At 67.7% G+C, this 14336-nt stretch carries 11 protein-coding genes, 1 tRNA gene and 1 other RNA gene; 6 read left to right on the top strand and 7 right to left on the bottom strand.

Translation table 11 applies throughout. The features are described 5' to 3' along the window. Window positions 1-9: 9 nt before the first annotated feature. Together BKA16_RS06095 and BKA16_RS06100 are read right to left on the bottom strand one after the other, a co-directional pair. Complete coding sequence (locus tag BKA16_RS06095; RefSeq protein WP_183369822.1) at window positions 10-1602, bottom strand: ABC transporter permease; 1593 nt, start codon at window positions 1600-1602, stop codon at window positions 10-12. Next, window positions 1602-2531 (bottom strand): ABC transporter ATP-binding protein, encoded by a 930-nt coding sequence (locus BKA16_RS06100; RefSeq protein ID WP_183369823.1) that lies wholly within the window; start codon window positions 2529-2531, stop codon window positions 1602-1604. Before BKA16_RS06100 ends, BKA16_RS06095 begins: the two co-directional genes overlap by 1 nt. A 101-nt stretch (window positions 2532-2632) precedes the next feature. Here BKA16_RS06100 and BKA16_RS06105 point away from each other — a divergent pair, with 101 nt between their 5' ends. Next, window positions 2633-3244 carry a TetR/AcrR family transcriptional regulator gene (locus BKA16_RS06105; protein WP_183369824.1) on the top strand — a complete coding sequence of 204 codons (612 nt, stop codon included), beginning with the start codon at window positions 2633-2635 and terminating at the stop codon, window positions 3242-3244. Here BKA16_RS06105 and BKA16_RS06110 read toward each other — a convergent pair whose 3' ends face one another. Then, complete coding sequence (locus tag BKA16_RS06110) at window positions 3245-3802, bottom strand: carboxymuconolactone decarboxylase family protein (RefSeq protein WP_183369825.1); 558 nt, start codon at window positions 3800-3802, stop codon at window positions 3245-3247. It abuts the gene before it with no gap. 180 nt (window positions 3803-3982) lie between these two features. Here BKA16_RS06110 and BKA16_RS06115 point away from each other — a divergent pair, with 180 nt between their 5' ends. Next, complete coding sequence (locus BKA16_RS06115) at window positions 3983-5161, top strand: AI-2E family transporter (RefSeq protein WP_343067296.1); 1179 nt, start codon at window positions 3983-3985, stop codon at window positions 5159-5161. A gap of 54 nt (window positions 5162-5215) precedes the next feature. Here the strand turns inward: BKA16_RS06115 and BKA16_RS06120 are convergent, their stop codons facing one another. Together BKA16_RS06120 and BKA16_RS06125 are read right to left on the bottom strand one after the other, a co-directional pair. After that, window positions 5216-5908, bottom strand: a complete 693-nt coding sequence (locus tag BKA16_RS06120) for a hypothetical protein (RefSeq protein WP_183369827.1) — start codon at window positions 5906-5908, stop codon at window positions 5216-5218. 151 nt (window positions 5909-6059) lie between these two features. Then, window positions 6060-6148, bottom strand: a tRNA-Ser gene (locus BKA16_RS06125). Window positions 6149-6209: 61 nt separating this feature from the next. On the opposite strand from BKA16_RS06125, the gene ffs reads away from it, so the two are divergent. The 4 genes from ffs (at window position 6210) to BKA16_RS06145 (ending at window position 11473) form a co-directional block, all read left to right on the top strand. Continuing rightward, an RNA gene (ffs, locus tag BKA16_RS06130) (signal recognition particle sRNA small type) lies at window positions 6210-6304 on the top strand. A gap of 60 nt (window positions 6305-6364) precedes the next feature. Next, window positions 6365-7636, top strand: coding sequence for an aspartate aminotransferase type Ic (locus BKA16_RS06135; RefSeq protein WP_183369828.1), 1272 nt, complete (start codon window positions 6365-6367; stop codon window positions 7634-7636). A 9-nt stretch (window positions 7637-7645) separates the two neighbouring features. After that, window positions 7646-8923 carry a glycosyltransferase 87 family protein gene (locus BKA16_RS06140; protein ID WP_183369829.1) on the top strand — a complete coding sequence of 426 codons (1278 nt, stop codon included), beginning with the start codon at window positions 7646-7648 and terminating at the stop codon, window positions 8921-8923. A gap of 9 nt (window positions 8924-8932) precedes the next feature. Then, window positions 8933-11473: a DNA polymerase III subunit gamma and tau gene (locus tag BKA16_RS06145; protein WP_183369830.1), complete on the top strand. Its 2541-nt coding sequence runs from the start codon at window positions 8933-8935 to the stop codon at window positions 11471-11473. A 106-nt stretch (window positions 11474-11579) separates the two neighbouring features. Here the strand turns inward: BKA16_RS06145 and BKA16_RS06150 are convergent, their stop codons facing one another. Next, window positions 11580-12848 carry a class I SAM-dependent methyltransferase gene (locus tag BKA16_RS06150; protein ID WP_183369831.1) on the bottom strand — a complete coding sequence of 423 codons (1269 nt, stop codon included), beginning with the start codon at window positions 12846-12848 and terminating at the stop codon, window positions 11580-11582. Then, entirely contained in the window at window positions 12845-14263 is a 1419-nt protein-coding gene (locus tag BKA16_RS06155) for an FAD-binding protein (RefSeq protein ID WP_343067297.1), read from the bottom strand. Before BKA16_RS06155 ends, BKA16_RS06150 begins: the two co-directional genes overlap by 4 nt. Window positions 14264-14336 lie beyond the last annotated feature (73 nt).

Here is a 14336-nt window from a genome sequence, read left to right on the forward strand (position 1 = left end):
CCCCACACCCTACGGGGTGTCGCGGCGGCGGAAACCGACCACGCCGACGGCGAGGAAGCCGACGGTGAACAGACTGACCCACAGGAGCCCGAGACCACTCGCCGACGAGACGGCGACGTTCGGGACATGCCAGAAGGGGCTGAACCCGAGCGCCCAGTCGGGAAGTTTGAAGCTCGGGCCGAGCAGCGTCAGGACGAAGGACAGCAGGACACCGGCCCAGCTCGCGATGCGGACCGCGGGGCGCGCGCCGATGACGGCCACGGACAGGCCGATGACCGTCCACGCTGCGGGAACCGTCGCTGATGCCTGCCGGACGCCGTCGCCGAAGGTCAGCCCGAGATCGTTGAACGACAAGAAGATCCCCATGACCACGCCGGCGACGAGGATGCATACGGCCGGGACGGCGAAGGCGATCAACGCGTTGCTCCGCAGGTACTGAATGCGGCCGACTGCGGTGGCGAGCACGGGCTCGGCGCGATCCTCGAGTTCCTCGGTACGCAGCCGGTTCATAGTCTGCACGCCGCAGATCGATGCGATGATGCCGGCCAGGCTGAGGATCGTCACAACGAATGAGCTCGACAGCTCGTCGGGCGACGTCGCACCTGCGGCGAAGACTTCGGTGAGAGCCGGGTTGGACGCGAAGATGTCCTTCACCGATCCGGTGAAGTAGCCGAAGACCACGCCGAGCCCGATGAACGCGATCGACCAGGAGAGCGCCGGCGACCGGTTCAACCGCATGGCGAGTGCGAGCGGACTGCGCATGGATCCGCGTGACGGACCGGGGCGAGCCGCGATGAGACCCTGACCGAAGTCACGCGAGGTCTGCAACGCGAACGCGACCGCGACGAGGACGACGGTGAGGACGACCGGATAGATCAGCGGCAGCCAATGGTCGCCGCTGGCCGGCCGCGTCTCGGTGACCCAGCCGAGCGGATTGATCCACGTCGTCCACGACGGGGCCTCGATCGAGTACAGGAAGCCGCGGAGGACGAACAGGATGCCGAGCACGGCGACGGCGATGGAACTGGCGGTGCGGGCGTCGGCGCCGACCTGCGAGGTCACGGCGGCGACCCCGGCGAACATCGCGCCCATCGCGGTGAACCCGATGCCGAGGATCATCGAGGCGCCCCAGCCGCCGCCGCACAACGCGGTGATCACCCCGGTGATCACCACGGAGACGGTCGACATGAGGATGCCCATCACCACCGCGGTGACCAGGCGAGACTGGCGTCCGAGCACGCCCGAGGCGAGAAGCTCCGCTTGTCCGGAGTCCTCCTGGCCGCGGCTGGCACCGGTCACGATGAAGATCGCGCCCAGGGCGACGGCGAATCCGCCGAGCGCCAAGGACCGCCACGCGTTGAAGCCGTCGGTGGTCGTCAGATCGAACGCGGGCCCGAAGATCAGGCCGAGCGCGGGATTGGAACCGATCGTCGCGCCGAAGGACTGACGTTCGGCCAGATCGGGGAACAGCAGCGGGTAGACGATCACCGAGGACACCGACAGTGCGATCGGAATGAGGATCCACGGCGCGAACGAGCGCACGTTGTGGCGAACCGACGCTCGCAGGAGCGGTCCGGCACCGGCGATCTCGGCGGAGGCCATCACCGGGTTCCCCGCGCTCGCGTGTCGGCAGTGGCGTCGTCGGCCTCGTCGTAGAGCCGCAGGAACAGGCTCTCGAGTGACGGCGGGGCGACGTCGAGAGCGGTGAAGCCGTACGGCGACAGCGAAGCCATGGCCTCGTCGATCCGGTCGGTGTCGACGGTTGCGGTGAGTCGGTTGCCGTCGATTCTCGCCTCGTGGAGGACGGCGAGGCGCTCCGGATCGGGTGCGGTGCGCAGGGTGGCGTGGATAGTCGTGCGGGCGTGCCCGCGCAGTTCGTCGAGCGTTCCGGTCTCGACGATCTCGCCGGCCCGGATGATGCTGAGCTTGTCGGCGAGCGTCTCGACTTCGCTCATGATGTGACTGGAGAGCAGGACACTGGCTCCACGGGCGACGGCTTCGCCGACTGCCTCCTGAAAGACGTTCTCCATCAACGGATCCAGACCGCTGGTCGGCTCGTCGAGGATCAGCAGCTCGACGTCGGAGGCGAGGGCGGCGACGATGGCGACCTTCTGTCGGTTGCCCTTCGAGTACTGTCGGCCGCGCTTGGTCGGGTCGAGTTCGAAGCGCTCGACGAGGTCCGTGCGGCGGTTCTCGTCGAGTCCGCCGCGCAGCGATCCGAGGAGGTCGATCGCCTCCCCGCCGGACATGCTCGGCCAGAGTGCGACGTCGCCGGGCACGTAGGCGAGCCGGGAGTGCAGGGCGACGACGTCGGTCCAGGGGTCTCCGCCGAGTAGGCGTATCTCGCCGGCGTTCGCCTTGAGGAGTCCGAGGAGCACGCGGATCGTCGTCGACTTTCCCGCGCCGTTGGGCCCGAGGAAGCCGTGGACTTCGCCACGGGGGATCGAGAGGTCGACACCTCGCAGCGCCTCGAACCTCCCGAACGACTTGCGGAGTCCCTTGATGTCGATGACCAGGTCGTTGTCGGTCATTTCGCATCCAGAGTAGGGGTCACCCTCGAGACTATTCCACGACCGTTGAAATAAATCAACAGATGAAGAATTATTCGTCGAGTATCGGTATGGTCGAGAGCATGTCCGAATCCTCATCGAATCCCCGTAAGCGTGCGCCCGGTCGTCCGAGCGGTGACGGGGGCACACGTGAGGCGATTCTCGACGCTGCTCGGTCGCTGTTCGGCGAGCGAGGTTTCGAAGGTGCGAGTCTACGAGCGATCGCCGGTGAGGCCGGAGTGGATCCGGCGATGATCCGACACTTCTTCGACGACAAGGAAGGCCTGTTCGCGGCGACGATCGCCGACCGCACCGCTATTCCGGAGCGGATGTTCGCGGCGTTCCTCGGTCCTCGTGACGATGTCGGGCGCCGCCTCGCGAACGCGTACCTCGACGTGTGGGAGGACGACGAGACCGGACCGATGGTGAAGGCCATGGTCCGCACGGCGCTCACCTCGCCGAAGTCGGCCGACCTCGTCCGCGAGTTGATACAGGGCAAGGTGGCCGAATCGGTGGGCGAAGACACCGATCCGGAACTGCCGCTGCGGATCGCGCTCGTGGGGACGCATCTGCTCGGGCTTGCCACGGCTCGCTATCTGATCGGCATCGAGCCGGTGACGCGCATCGAGCGCGATGACCTCGTGGAGGTCATCGCGCCCGTGTTGAAGCGGTACCTGACGGAGCCGCTGGGGTGATCAGGTCTCCGGCCACCCCGGCAGGTGCTCCTCCGGCGTCACCCGTGCCGCGTTGAGGAACCCGGCCAGCATCCGATAGAGGCCGACGAGCATGGTGAGTTCGATGATCTCGTCCCGGTCGAGGAACTCGGCGACGGCGTTCCACGTCGTCTCGGAGACGTCGACGTCGGCGAGAAGCTCGTCGGTGAACGTCAACAGTCGGGCGTCCCGGTTCGACCAGCCGTTCACGGGGGCTGTGGCCAGCCGTGCGATCTCGTCGTCGGTGACGCCCGCTTCCCGGCCGATCAGCACGTGCTGACCCCACTCGTACACCGAGTCGGTGCGCCATGCGGTCCGCAGGATGACGATCTCGCGGTCGCGTTCCGGCAGCAGCCCGTGAGCGAGGAACATTCCGCCGAGCACGTTGAAACGCTTGAGCAGTCTCGGGTGGTTCGCCAATGTGCGGAAGACGGCGAACGCCTGTCCGTCGGGACCGACGAGCGTCTTCGCAAGGGTCTCGGCGACCTCGGGGGACGGATCGGTGACCGCCGGAATTCGTTGTGATGCGGTGTCGGACATCGGTTCTCCAGTCGAATAGGTCGAAGACGGGTGCCACCGCAGGGTACGGGCAGTGTGCGCACCACGGTGTCGTTCGGCGGCGGCGTCGATCTCCCGATTGATGCCGTATCCGGCACAATATCGCGCTTGGCTGTCGGTCGCGGCGGCTGATCTCGGCGGTTCACCGATATGCTCAGCGTCGTGCCTGGAGAATCCGAACATTCCGACGAGCCGCGTCGACTGACCCTGCGCGAAGAAGACGATGCGAAAGTCTCGCCGGGCGTTCGCGCAACCGCCGCGTGGACCTGGCGTCTGCTCGTCATCGGATTCGGCGTGGTGGTGCTGGGACGGCTGTTCCTGCACTTCGAGGACGTGCTGTTCCCGGTCATGTTGTCTCTCCTGTTCACCGCGATGCTGCGCCCGCCGACGGAGTGGGCCATCGCCCGCGGCGTACCGCGCGTCGTCGCCGTTCTGACCTCGGTCCTCGCCGTGATCGTGGTGGTCGTCGGCCTCCTCGCATTCGCCGTGCAGCAGGGAGTCGCATCCGGCCCCGAACTCGTATCCGAGTTCACCGACACGGTCAACGACGCTCGGCAGTGGCTGACCGACAGCGGACTGCCGATCAGCGAGGACACCATCAGTACGGTGTCCACCGACTTGATCAACTGGGCCAAGAGCAATGAGGCCGCGCTCGCGAACAGGGCGCTCGGCACCGCCGAGTTCGGTGCGAAGCTCGGCACCGGCGTCCTGCTGACCCTGTTCCTGCTGATCTTCTTCCTGTACGACGGCCACCGCCTGTGGCGGTACGTGACCAGACTCGTCCCGGAGGGAAGTCGCGATCGCGTTCGCGGAGCCTCCGCGGCGGGATTCAGGACCCTCGAGGCCTATGTCCGGGCGACGGTCATCGTCGCCGCCATCGACGCCGCGGTGATCGGAGTGGGGCTCTGGATCCTCGGCGTTCCACTCGCGTTGCCGCTGGTCCTGGTGATCTTCTTCGGATCGTTCATTCCGATCGTGGGCTCGTTCGTGTCCGGGACCCTCGCTGTCGTCGTCACCCTGACGACGCAGGGCCTGCTCCACGCCGTCATCGTGCTGGCGATCCTGGTGTTCGTGATGGCCTTCGAAGGACACGTGCTGCAGCCGTTCGTCCTCGGGCATTCGGTGAAACTTCATCCCGTCGCGGTGATCGTGGCGATCGCGCTGGGCATCTCCGTGGCGGGCATCGTCGGCGGTCTGCTCGCCGTCCCGGTCGTCGCCTTCCTCGACACGGCGTTCACCTGGTACCCGGGCAAGGCCGCGCCGCCGGCCAAGGAGAGTCGATTCACGAAGTGGATGCGCGGGTGGCTGGGGCTGCGTCACCGGGTCCCGTCGTCGGAGTGATGTGGCACTCGCGGCATCGTGCTCGGTTCTGACGGGCTGCGCGCGAGCGCACCGTCATGGTGCCCGATTGGGCGGAATGTGCGGCGGTGCCGACGTCGCGCGGGAACGCAACGCGATCCCGCGCGCGACGGCCAGTGCCGCCGATACCACGATCAGCACGACGATGATCGTCGCCGTCCACGTGGACTCCGTCGTCGTGAAGCCGAGACACCAGGCGGTGCCCGTCCCGGCGGCGGTCGCCAGCGCACCCCCGACGACCAGCATCCATGCCGACGCGAGGACGGTCGGGCGGATCAGATCGTCGTCGGAGGCGCGCAGCACGGCGGCGACCATCGCCAACGACAGGAGATAGGCGAGGAGTCCGCATCCGGCGTACATGGCCAGTACCACCGTAGTGCCCGGAACGTCGTCGAACACGCCGCCGAATGCGACGCCGACGCCCAGGCCGACGCCGACCGCCGCGCCGACCAGACCGGCGGCGACGACCCTCGTGATCCGGTTCTGAGGCGGTCCGGCGGTCACCACGCCTGCGAGTCGCAGGGCCGCACCGACCATGCCGCCGACCACGACCCCGATCAGCGCGGTGTTCAGCACCGGCCGCTCGAGGCCGAGGCCGGCCGAGTCCACCACCCGCGAGGTCATCGGGGTGTACGCCGTCCAGCCCAGCGAAGATCCGCCGTCTACGACGGCTGTCGCCAGGACCGCCAGTAGTCCGCCGAACAGGGCGAAACCGAGAGTCTGCTTCATGCAGGACATCCTGGCATTCCGCCGAACGGAGTATCGGGGAATGGGCATGTGGCGGGTGGACCAACCCCGTGCTTCGCTCCCCCGGAGAATCCGCTGTGCTCGATACTGACTGAGCCCCATCCCTCGTTCATCGGGATGGGGCTCAGTCAGGTGGCGGAGGATAGGGGATTCGAACCCCTGAGGGCTGTTAACCCAACCCGCGTTCCAGGCGAGCGCCATAGGCCACTAGGCGAATCCTCCAACACGAAGAATGCTAACCGGTCCCGGCTACCGATCACAAAACGGGACCGCTACACTGGTCTACGGATCCCGCGCGGCGTGCATCCTGTGAACTCCCCCAGGGCCGGAAGGCAGCAAGGGTCAACGGGCTCTCTCGGGTGCGCGGGATCCTCTTTTCTTGCCAGGCGTATACAAGCTGCAGCCGGCACGCGCCGGAGCTGCGCGAGAGGTTCCACGTTGAACTTTCACTCGATGAGTGTCGAAGAACTCCGCACCATCCGTACCGATCTGCAGAAGCGTTACGACGCGCTGTGTGCAGCAGGCCTGAAGCTCGACCTCACCCGCGGCAAGCCCGGCGCAGACCAGCTCGACCTGTCCGCGCCCATGCTGTCCCTCCCCGGCGACGATTACATCAGCCCGAGCGGCACGGACTGCCGCAACTACGGCGGAGTCACCGGTCTGCCCGAACTCCGCGCGATCTTCGGTGAGATGTTCGCCACCGGAGCCGAGCGCACCATCGCCCTCGGCAACGCCAGCCTCCAGGTGATGCACGACATCATCGTGTTCTCTCTCCTGCACGGCAACGTCGACTCCGAGAAGCCTTGGGGCGCACAGCCGATCAAGTTCCTGTGCCCGGTCCCCGGATACGACCGGCACTTCGGGATCACCGAGAAGTACGGCATCGAGATGATCAACATCGCGATGAACCCCAACGGCCCCGATGTCGACGCCTGCGCGCAGCTGCTGGCCGACGATCCGAGCATCAAGGGCATGTGGCTGGTCCCCACCTACTCCAACCCGACCGGGTACACCGTCACCGACGACGTCGCGCGCCGCCTGCTCGCGCTCGACGCCGCTGCCGACTTCCGCGTCTTCTGGGACAACGCCTACGCCGTTCACACCCTCGTCGACGCCGCGCCGGCACCGCTGCCGATCCTCGACATGGCCGAGGAGGCCGGTCACCAGAACCGCGTGTACGTGTTCGGATCCACCAGCAAGATCACCTTCGCCGGAGCAGGCGTCGCAGCGCTGGCCTCGTCGCAGGCCAACCTCGACTGGTTCACTCGCAACATCTCCGCCGCCACCATCGGCCCCGACAAGATCAATCAGTTGCGCCACGTGCAGTTCCTGCGCGACGCCGACGGCGTCCGTGCCCACATGGCGCGTCACCGCGAGATCATCGCCCCCAAATTCCAGCTCGTCCTCGACATCCTCGAAGACCGCATGGGCGACGCGAAGATCGCGTCGTGGACGAGCCCCGAAGGCGGCTACTTCATCAGCCTCGACGTGGTCGACGGAACCGCGGCGCGCACCATCGCACTCGCCAAGGACGCTGGAATCGCGCTCACCGCGGCCGGTTCGGCGTTCCCGTACAAGACCGACCCGCACGACCGGAACATCCGTATCGCACCGACCTTCCCCACGACCGATGAACTGCGCACCGCGATGGACGGTGTCGCGACCTGTGCGCTGCTGAGCGCGACCGAGGTCCTGCTCGACGCGCAGTAGGCAGGCTATGTGAAGCTCGAGCGCTCCACCCCGGCGGTCGTCGGGTTCCTCATCGCTGCCGCGTTGTCGCTGTGGCTGCAGAACATCGTCATTCCGTACTCGACGCCGTACTGGGGACTGTTCGACAATTTCCTCGACCTCGACGTGTACCGGGCCGGGGCGCGAGTGGTGCTCGACGGCGGCAGCCTGTACGACGCGAAGCTTCTCGGCCAGATGGACTTCACCTACGCGCCGTTCTCGATGGTGCTGTTCATCCCGTTCGCGCTCATGTCCGCGCCGATCGCGCACATCGTGTGGACGGCCGGGATCTTCGTCGCCCTCTACTTCGTGATAGTCCTCGCTTTCCGCAGCCTCGGTCACGAGACGACGTGGCGGCTCCGGGTCGTCGCGGCGTCGCTCGTGGCCGCGTCGACGCTGCTCGAACCGGTCCGGTCGACGATCTGGTTCGGGCAGATCAACGTGTTCCTGATGCTGCTGATCATCGCCGACCTCCTGCGTCCGGAAGGCAGTCGCCTGCGCGGTGTCGGTGCGGGCATCGCCGCGGGCATCAAGCTGACGCCGATGCTGTTCGCCGTCTACTACGCGGCCGTCCGCCAGTGGAAGACCGCCGTCGGCGTCGTCGCGGGCTTCGTCGCGTCCATCGTTCTGTTCTTCGTCCTCATGCCGGGATCGTCGTGGACGTTCTGGACCGACACGCTCTTCCAGTCCGACCGGGTGTCGTCGCCCAGGACCGTCGGAAACCAGTCGATCCGTGGCGCCATCGCCAACATCGCCGGGACCGAGAATCCCAGTTCGCTCCTGTGGCTCGTGCTCGCGGCAGCCGTCCTGATCCTGACCCTCGCCGCCGCCGTCGTCGCGCATCGACGAGACCAGGAACTCCTCGCGCTCTCCCTCGTGGGCATGGCCTCCTGCGCGGTGTCGCCGGTCGCGTGGGGACATCACTGGGTGTGGGTCGTTCCGCTGTTCGTCGTGGCCGTCCACCACGTGATCGAGGGGGCGTCGGTGTGGCGGCGCGGCCTGATCGGAGTGCTCGCCGTGATCGGGTTCCTGGCGACGGCGGCGTGGACGACGCACCTGGCCTATCCGCTCTGGTACGCCAACCGCACCGTCGAAGAGGGATACTTCACCGGTCTGTTCTTCAAGGCCGGACCGTCGGTCCTCGGATGGTTCGCGGTGCAGCCGTACAACCTGCTCCTCGTGGTCGCGGCGGTCGTCACACTCGTACTCTGTCGCCGCCGCCCCGAGACCACCGGTCCGCCCTCCGCGGCTGTCGGTGACCGCCGGTAGTGTGCACGTGTGGCCCTCTATCGCACGTACCGACCGGCGACCTTCGCCGAAGTCGTCGGCCAGGAACATGTCACCGATCCGCTGAGCCGTGCCCTCGACTCCGGGCGCATCAACCACGCCTACCTGTTCTCCGGTCCGCGCGGCTGCGGTAAGACGTCGTCGGCACGCATCCTGGCCCGGTCGCTCAACTGCGAGCACGGGCCGACGTCCACCCCGTGCGGGACGTGCGCGTCGTGCGTCGCGCTCGCGCCCGGCGGACCGGGCAACCTCGACGTCGTCGAACTCGACGCCGCCAGCCACGGCGGCGTCGACGACACCCGCGACCTGCGCGACCGCGCGTTCTACGCACCGGCCGAATCGCGCTACCGCGTGTTCATCATCGACGAGGCGCACATGGTGTCCTCGGCCGGCTTCAACGCGCTCCTGAAGATCGTCGAAGAGCCGCCCGAGCACCTGATCTTCATCTTCGCGACCACCGAGCCGGAGAAGGTGCTCACCACCATCCGCTCGCGTACCCACCACTACCCGTTCCGGCTGCTCGCGCCGCCGGTGATGCGCGGACTCCTGGAAGGGATCTGCGCGCGCGAGGGCGTCGCCGTCGCACCCGAGGTGTACCCGCTGGTGATCCGCGCGGGCGGTGGTTCGCCGCGCGACTCGCTGAGCATCCTCGACCAGCTCCTCGCTGGAGCGGGCGACGACGGCGTGACGTACGATCGCGCGCTCAGCCTCCTCGGCGTCACCGATTCGGCGCTCATCGACGCCGCGGTGGACGCACTCGCCGCCGGCGACGGCTCCGCGCTGTTCGGAGTCGTCGAGAGGGTCGTCGACGCCGGCCACGATCCGCGCCGGTTCGCCATCGACCTGCTTGACCGGTTCCGCGACCTGATCCTCCTGCAGGCGGTTCCCGACGCTGCCGAACGCGGCCTCGTCGAAGCCCCCGACGACCAGCTCACCCGTATGAAGGCCGTCGTCGAGTATCTCGGCGCAGGCACGCTGACCAGGTACGCGGAGGTCGCGCACGCCTCACTCGGCGAGATGCGCGGCACCACGTCGCCGCGGCTGCTTCTGGAAGTGATGTGCTCGCGGATGCTGCTTCCCGGGGTGTCGGCCGACGAGGCCGCGCTCCTGCAGCGCATCGAGACCCTCGAACGACGCCCAGCGGGCGCCGCACCCGCACCGTCCGCGTCGGCCGCGGCTCCGGCGACGGGTCCGTCCGGTCCGGCGGCCGCGCCTGCCGCCGAGCCCGAGGGACGGTTCGTCCGACCCTCGCAGCGTCGAGCCGCTGAGCAGGCCAAGGAAGTCCTCGCACAAGCGCAAGGCAAGGCGGAGCCGACACCCGAACCGGTGTCCGCCGCGGAACCGGACCAGGCGCGGACGCCCACTCCGGAGCCGACGTCCACTCCTGAACCGAGGCCCGAAGCCGAACCCGCACCTGTAGCGCTGTCGGCGGAGCCCGTCCCGGCAGACGAGCCGGAGCCCGCCGCGGCCCCGGAACCGGACTCCACGCAGATCCCTGACGAGGCGCCTGAGTCGGCTCCGTCCTCGGAGGCCGAACCCGCGTCGATCGCCGAGGCGGAGCCGACGCTGATTCCGGAACCTGAACCGGAACAGGAATCCGCGCCGTCGCCGGAGCCGCTCGCTGAGTCGGAGTCCGCGCCGAGCGCCGAATCGGCTCCCGCGCCGACACCCGAGCCCGCTCCGACCATGCGTCCGCCGGAGCCGACGGCGCCCGAGCCTCCGCGGCAGGCCCCGGCACCGCGGGAGGCGTCGCCGCAGGGCCGGGACGAGCCGCAGCGTCAGCCCGAGCTGCAGCGTCAGCCTGAGCCGCAGCGTCAGCCCGAGCTGCAGCGTCGGCCTGAGGCGTCGAAAGATCCGTACGACGACATCCCGTTGCCCGACGAGCCTCCGATGGACGATGTGCCGCCGGAGCCGTACGACGCGCCGCGTCGTGCGCCGCAGCCGACGCCGGAACCCGAACCGGAGCCGGAGCCGGTCGCGGCAGGGCTGACCGCCGATGCGGTGACCACCCGCTGGCCCGACCTGCGTGCCGCCGTCCGCGCGCAGAGCACGGTGCTCGAGGCGATGCTGTCCGCGGCGGCGGTGTACGACGTTGCGGGCACGGAGATCATCCTCGGCCATCCGCACCAGGCTCTGGTCGGACGCCTCTCCGATGATCGTGGCATCCGGGCACTCACGGCGGCCGTCGTGGATGTCTTCGGTCCGGGGCACACCGTCCGCGTGGTGCACGCGTCACCGGACACCCCGCCGCCCGCGGCGAAGAAGGCCCCCGCGCCGGCCGCGGCCGCGGAGCCGGCGAAGCGGCAGACGTTCACTCGCCCGAGTCGGCCGCAGGCCGAGCGCGCCCCCGAACCGGAGCCCGAGCCGGAACCGGAACCTGAGCCGCTCACCGCTGACGAGGACCTGACCGACGCGGAACGCGACGAGATGGTCGCGCAGGCCCACGACGCGACGCCCGATCCTCGCCTGGACCCGCACCAGGTGGCCGTCGAGCTGATGAAGTCCGAGCTGGGTGCGCGCCCGCTGGAGTAGGCGGGGTCGGCCAGGACTGAGACGACGAGACGCCTGAGGCGTCTGCTCCCGCACCACGTCAGACGTGGAGCGCGAACAGACGCCTCAGGCGTCTCGCGTCAGTGTCCTACGGCTGCCACCACGGGCGCAGAGGAAGCAGGTCCTCCTGGCCGTCGGGCAGCTTGGTCGCCAGGACGTGGTGCAGCTGCACGATGTTGCGATCGAAGCCGATGCGGCAGCCCGCCATGTACAGACCCCACAGGCGCGCGGTGCCCTCGCCGACCTCGGCGACGGCCTCGTCCCAGTTCGCCACGAGGTTCTTGTTCCAGTCGCGCAGCGTCATCGCGTAGTGGCTGCGGAAGTTCTCTTCGTGCAGGACCTCGAGGTTCTTGACGTTCTGCATCTTGGAGATGATCGTGCCGCTGCCGGTGAGCTCGCCGTCGGGGAACACGTAGCGGTCGATGAACGGTCCGGCCTTGCTGCGGGTGCTGTTCTCCGGGCGGGTGATCGAGTGGTTGAGGATCATGCCGCCGTCGCGCACCTTGTCGCGCATGAACGTGAAGTAGTCCGGGTAGTTGGCGACGCCGATGTGCTCGGTGAGGCCGATCGACGACACCGCGTCGAATCCCGACTCCTTCACGTCCCGGTAGTCGCTGTGCCGGACCTCGCCGAACTCGGTGAGTCCCTGATCGACGACGGCTTGCTGGGCCCACTCGGCCTGCTCCTTCGACAAGGTGACGCCGAGTGCGTGCACGCCGCGCTTGGCGGCGTAGCGGACCATGCCGCCCCAGCCGCAGCCGATGTCGAGGAGACGGTCGCCCGGCTTCAGCCGCAGCTTGTCGAAGATCAGCCGGTACTTGTTCTCCTGCGCCTCCTCGAGGGTGGCCTCCAGGTTCGGGTAGACGGCGCACGTGTACGTCATCGACTCGCCCAGCACCAGCTCGTAGAACCGGTTCGAGACGTCGTAGTGGTAGCTGATGACCTCGGCGTCGCGGTCCTTGCTGTGCCGGAAGCCCTCGGCGAACCGACGCCACCGGGGGAGGGACTCCTGCGGGGGCGGCGCGATCGGCTTGAAGTGTTCGACGCCGACGTCGCGGACGAGCTGAGCCATCTCCAGGGGGCTCGGCCTGGTGAATTTCAGATCGCCCGCCAGAGCCTGCAGTGTCTCGTAGGGGTCGCCGGGATGGTTTCCGATGAGCTCCAGATCGCCGGCCACGTAGGCACGTGCCAGACCGAGGTCGCCGGGCGCGGTCACCAGGTAGGTGGTGCCGCGCGGGGTCTTCAGATTGAGGCCGTACCTGGCGTCCTCGGGGCCCGCGGAGCTCCCGTCGTACGCGGTGATCCGGATCTGGAGATCACCGCCGACCAGCTTCTCGAATACGTTAGCCAACTTCATTTCTGTTTCACCGTCTTCTCGTACAAACCGAGGAGCCGTCCCTTCGGGTCGTATCGCGACTTCAACTCGCGGTACGCGGCGCCTCCGTACATTTCATAGAATTCGTCTTCGGGATAGAACGACTCGGAGTAGAGGGACTTGTGTCCCCCCAGCTCGGCGACCTTCTTCTCGATCCGCCGATTGGTGTGTCCCGGGCTGCCGGGAGTGACTGGCACGGCGGACCAGAACCCGAAGTTGACGTAGGTGCGGCCGCGTTCGAGCGGATACAGCGGCCACGGCTGCTTGCTGCCGGTCGTGTCCGGCGACGGCTCGGCGAGCCGCAGCGGGCACATCCAGATCGGTTCGATCGGGACCTCGTCGAGGAACCACTCGGCGAAGTCCGCGGTCCGGTCCAGGGGGACCTCGATGTCCTGCACGACGCGCTCGTTGGCAGGCAGACCCTTGCGGGCGTTGATCTTGTCGCCGATGTTCCAGCGGTGGTCGTAGCCGATGAGTTTCCAGTAGAAGCTGCTGCGCAGATACTTCTTGGGCCAGAACCGGCGAATCCGGGGATCCTGTGCGCCGAACGCCCGCGAGCACCAGAACCAGTCGGTGTCCCAGCGCCACAGGTAGTCGCGGATGGTCAATCGGTCGCGCTTGGGGGTCTCGGTGTCGTCGTGCTGGATGGAGCGGTAGAAGATGTTCTCGTCGGTGTAGTCGCTGACCTGTCCGCGCTCATCGGTCTGTCGACCCAGGACGAGGTAGCTCTCGTCGGCGCCGAATACGACGCCGTCCAGATAATCGACGGGCTCGCCCTGATACTCGCGGGATTCGGAGATCGCGGTCATCGTGTCCTGCATGGCACGCAGATCGGTGAATCGGACGTGGCGCAGTTCCACGAACGGCTTGACTTCTTCCAGGGTGATCTTCAGTCGCACCGAGTAGCCGAGCGTGCCGTACGAGTTCGGGAATCCGTAGTACAGGTCGCGGTACTCGTTGTCGGGGCGTGCGACGACGAGTTCGCCCGCCCCGGTGAGGATCTCGATCTCCTGCACGGCCTCGTGGGGGAGGCCGCTGCGGAACGAGGTGCTCTCGATGCCCATTCCGGTCACCGCGCCGCCCAGAGTGATGGTCTTGAGCTGCGGGACGACGGTCGGCGCCAGGCCGTACCGCAGCGTCGCGTCGACGAGGGTCTCGTAGGTGCACATGCCCGCGACCTGAGCGGTGCGGGTGACCGGGTCCACCGAGATCACCTTGTCCAGACCCGACACGTCCAGTCCGGGCACGTCGACGTCGGCGCGCTTGCGGAACAGGTTCGAGGTCTTCTTCGCCAGGCGGACCGTCGCACCCTCGGGAATCGCGGCATAGCTTGCGACGAGTCGCTTCACTCCTTCGGTGAAATCGGATCCGACGTATTCCAGGCGATTGGCAACCACAGGAACAGGCTAGCCGCCGAGTCCGGGCGGCGAAATCCACCCGTGGTTTTGCCGGGTCACGCGGCGGGCCAAG

It is taken from the genome of Gordonia humi (genome assembly GCF_014197435.1).
GTDB classification, from domain to species: Bacteria; Actinomycetota; Actinomycetes; order Mycobacteriales; family Mycobacteriaceae; genus Gordonia; species Gordonia humi.

Excerpts from the sequence above, each read along its gene's own strand:
- BKA16_RS06150 (WP_183369831.1), bottom strand. The coding sequence starts at position 12,848 with ATGAAGTTGGCTAACGTATTCGAGAAGCTGGTCGGCGGTGATCTCCAG.
- BKA16_RS06120 (WP_183369827.1), bottom strand. The coding sequence starts at position 5,908 with ATGAAGCAGACTCTCGGTTTCGCCCTGTTCGGCGGACTACTGGCGGTC.
- BKA16_RS06110 (WP_183369825.1), bottom strand. The coding sequence starts at position 3,802 with ATGTCCGACACCGCATCACAACGAATTCCGGCGGTCACCGATCCGTCC.
- BKA16_RS06095 (WP_183369822.1), bottom strand. The coding sequence starts at position 1,602 with ATGGCCTCCGCCGAGATCGCCGGTGCCGGACCGCTCCTGCGAGCGTCG.
- BKA16_RS06105 (WP_183369824.1), top strand. The coding sequence starts at position 2,633 with ATGTCCGAATCCTCATCGAATCCCCGTAAGCGTGCGCCCGGTCGTCCG.
- BKA16_RS06100 (WP_183369823.1), bottom strand. The coding sequence starts at position 2,531 with ATGACCGACAACGACCTGGTCATCGACATCAAGGGACTCCGCAAGTCG.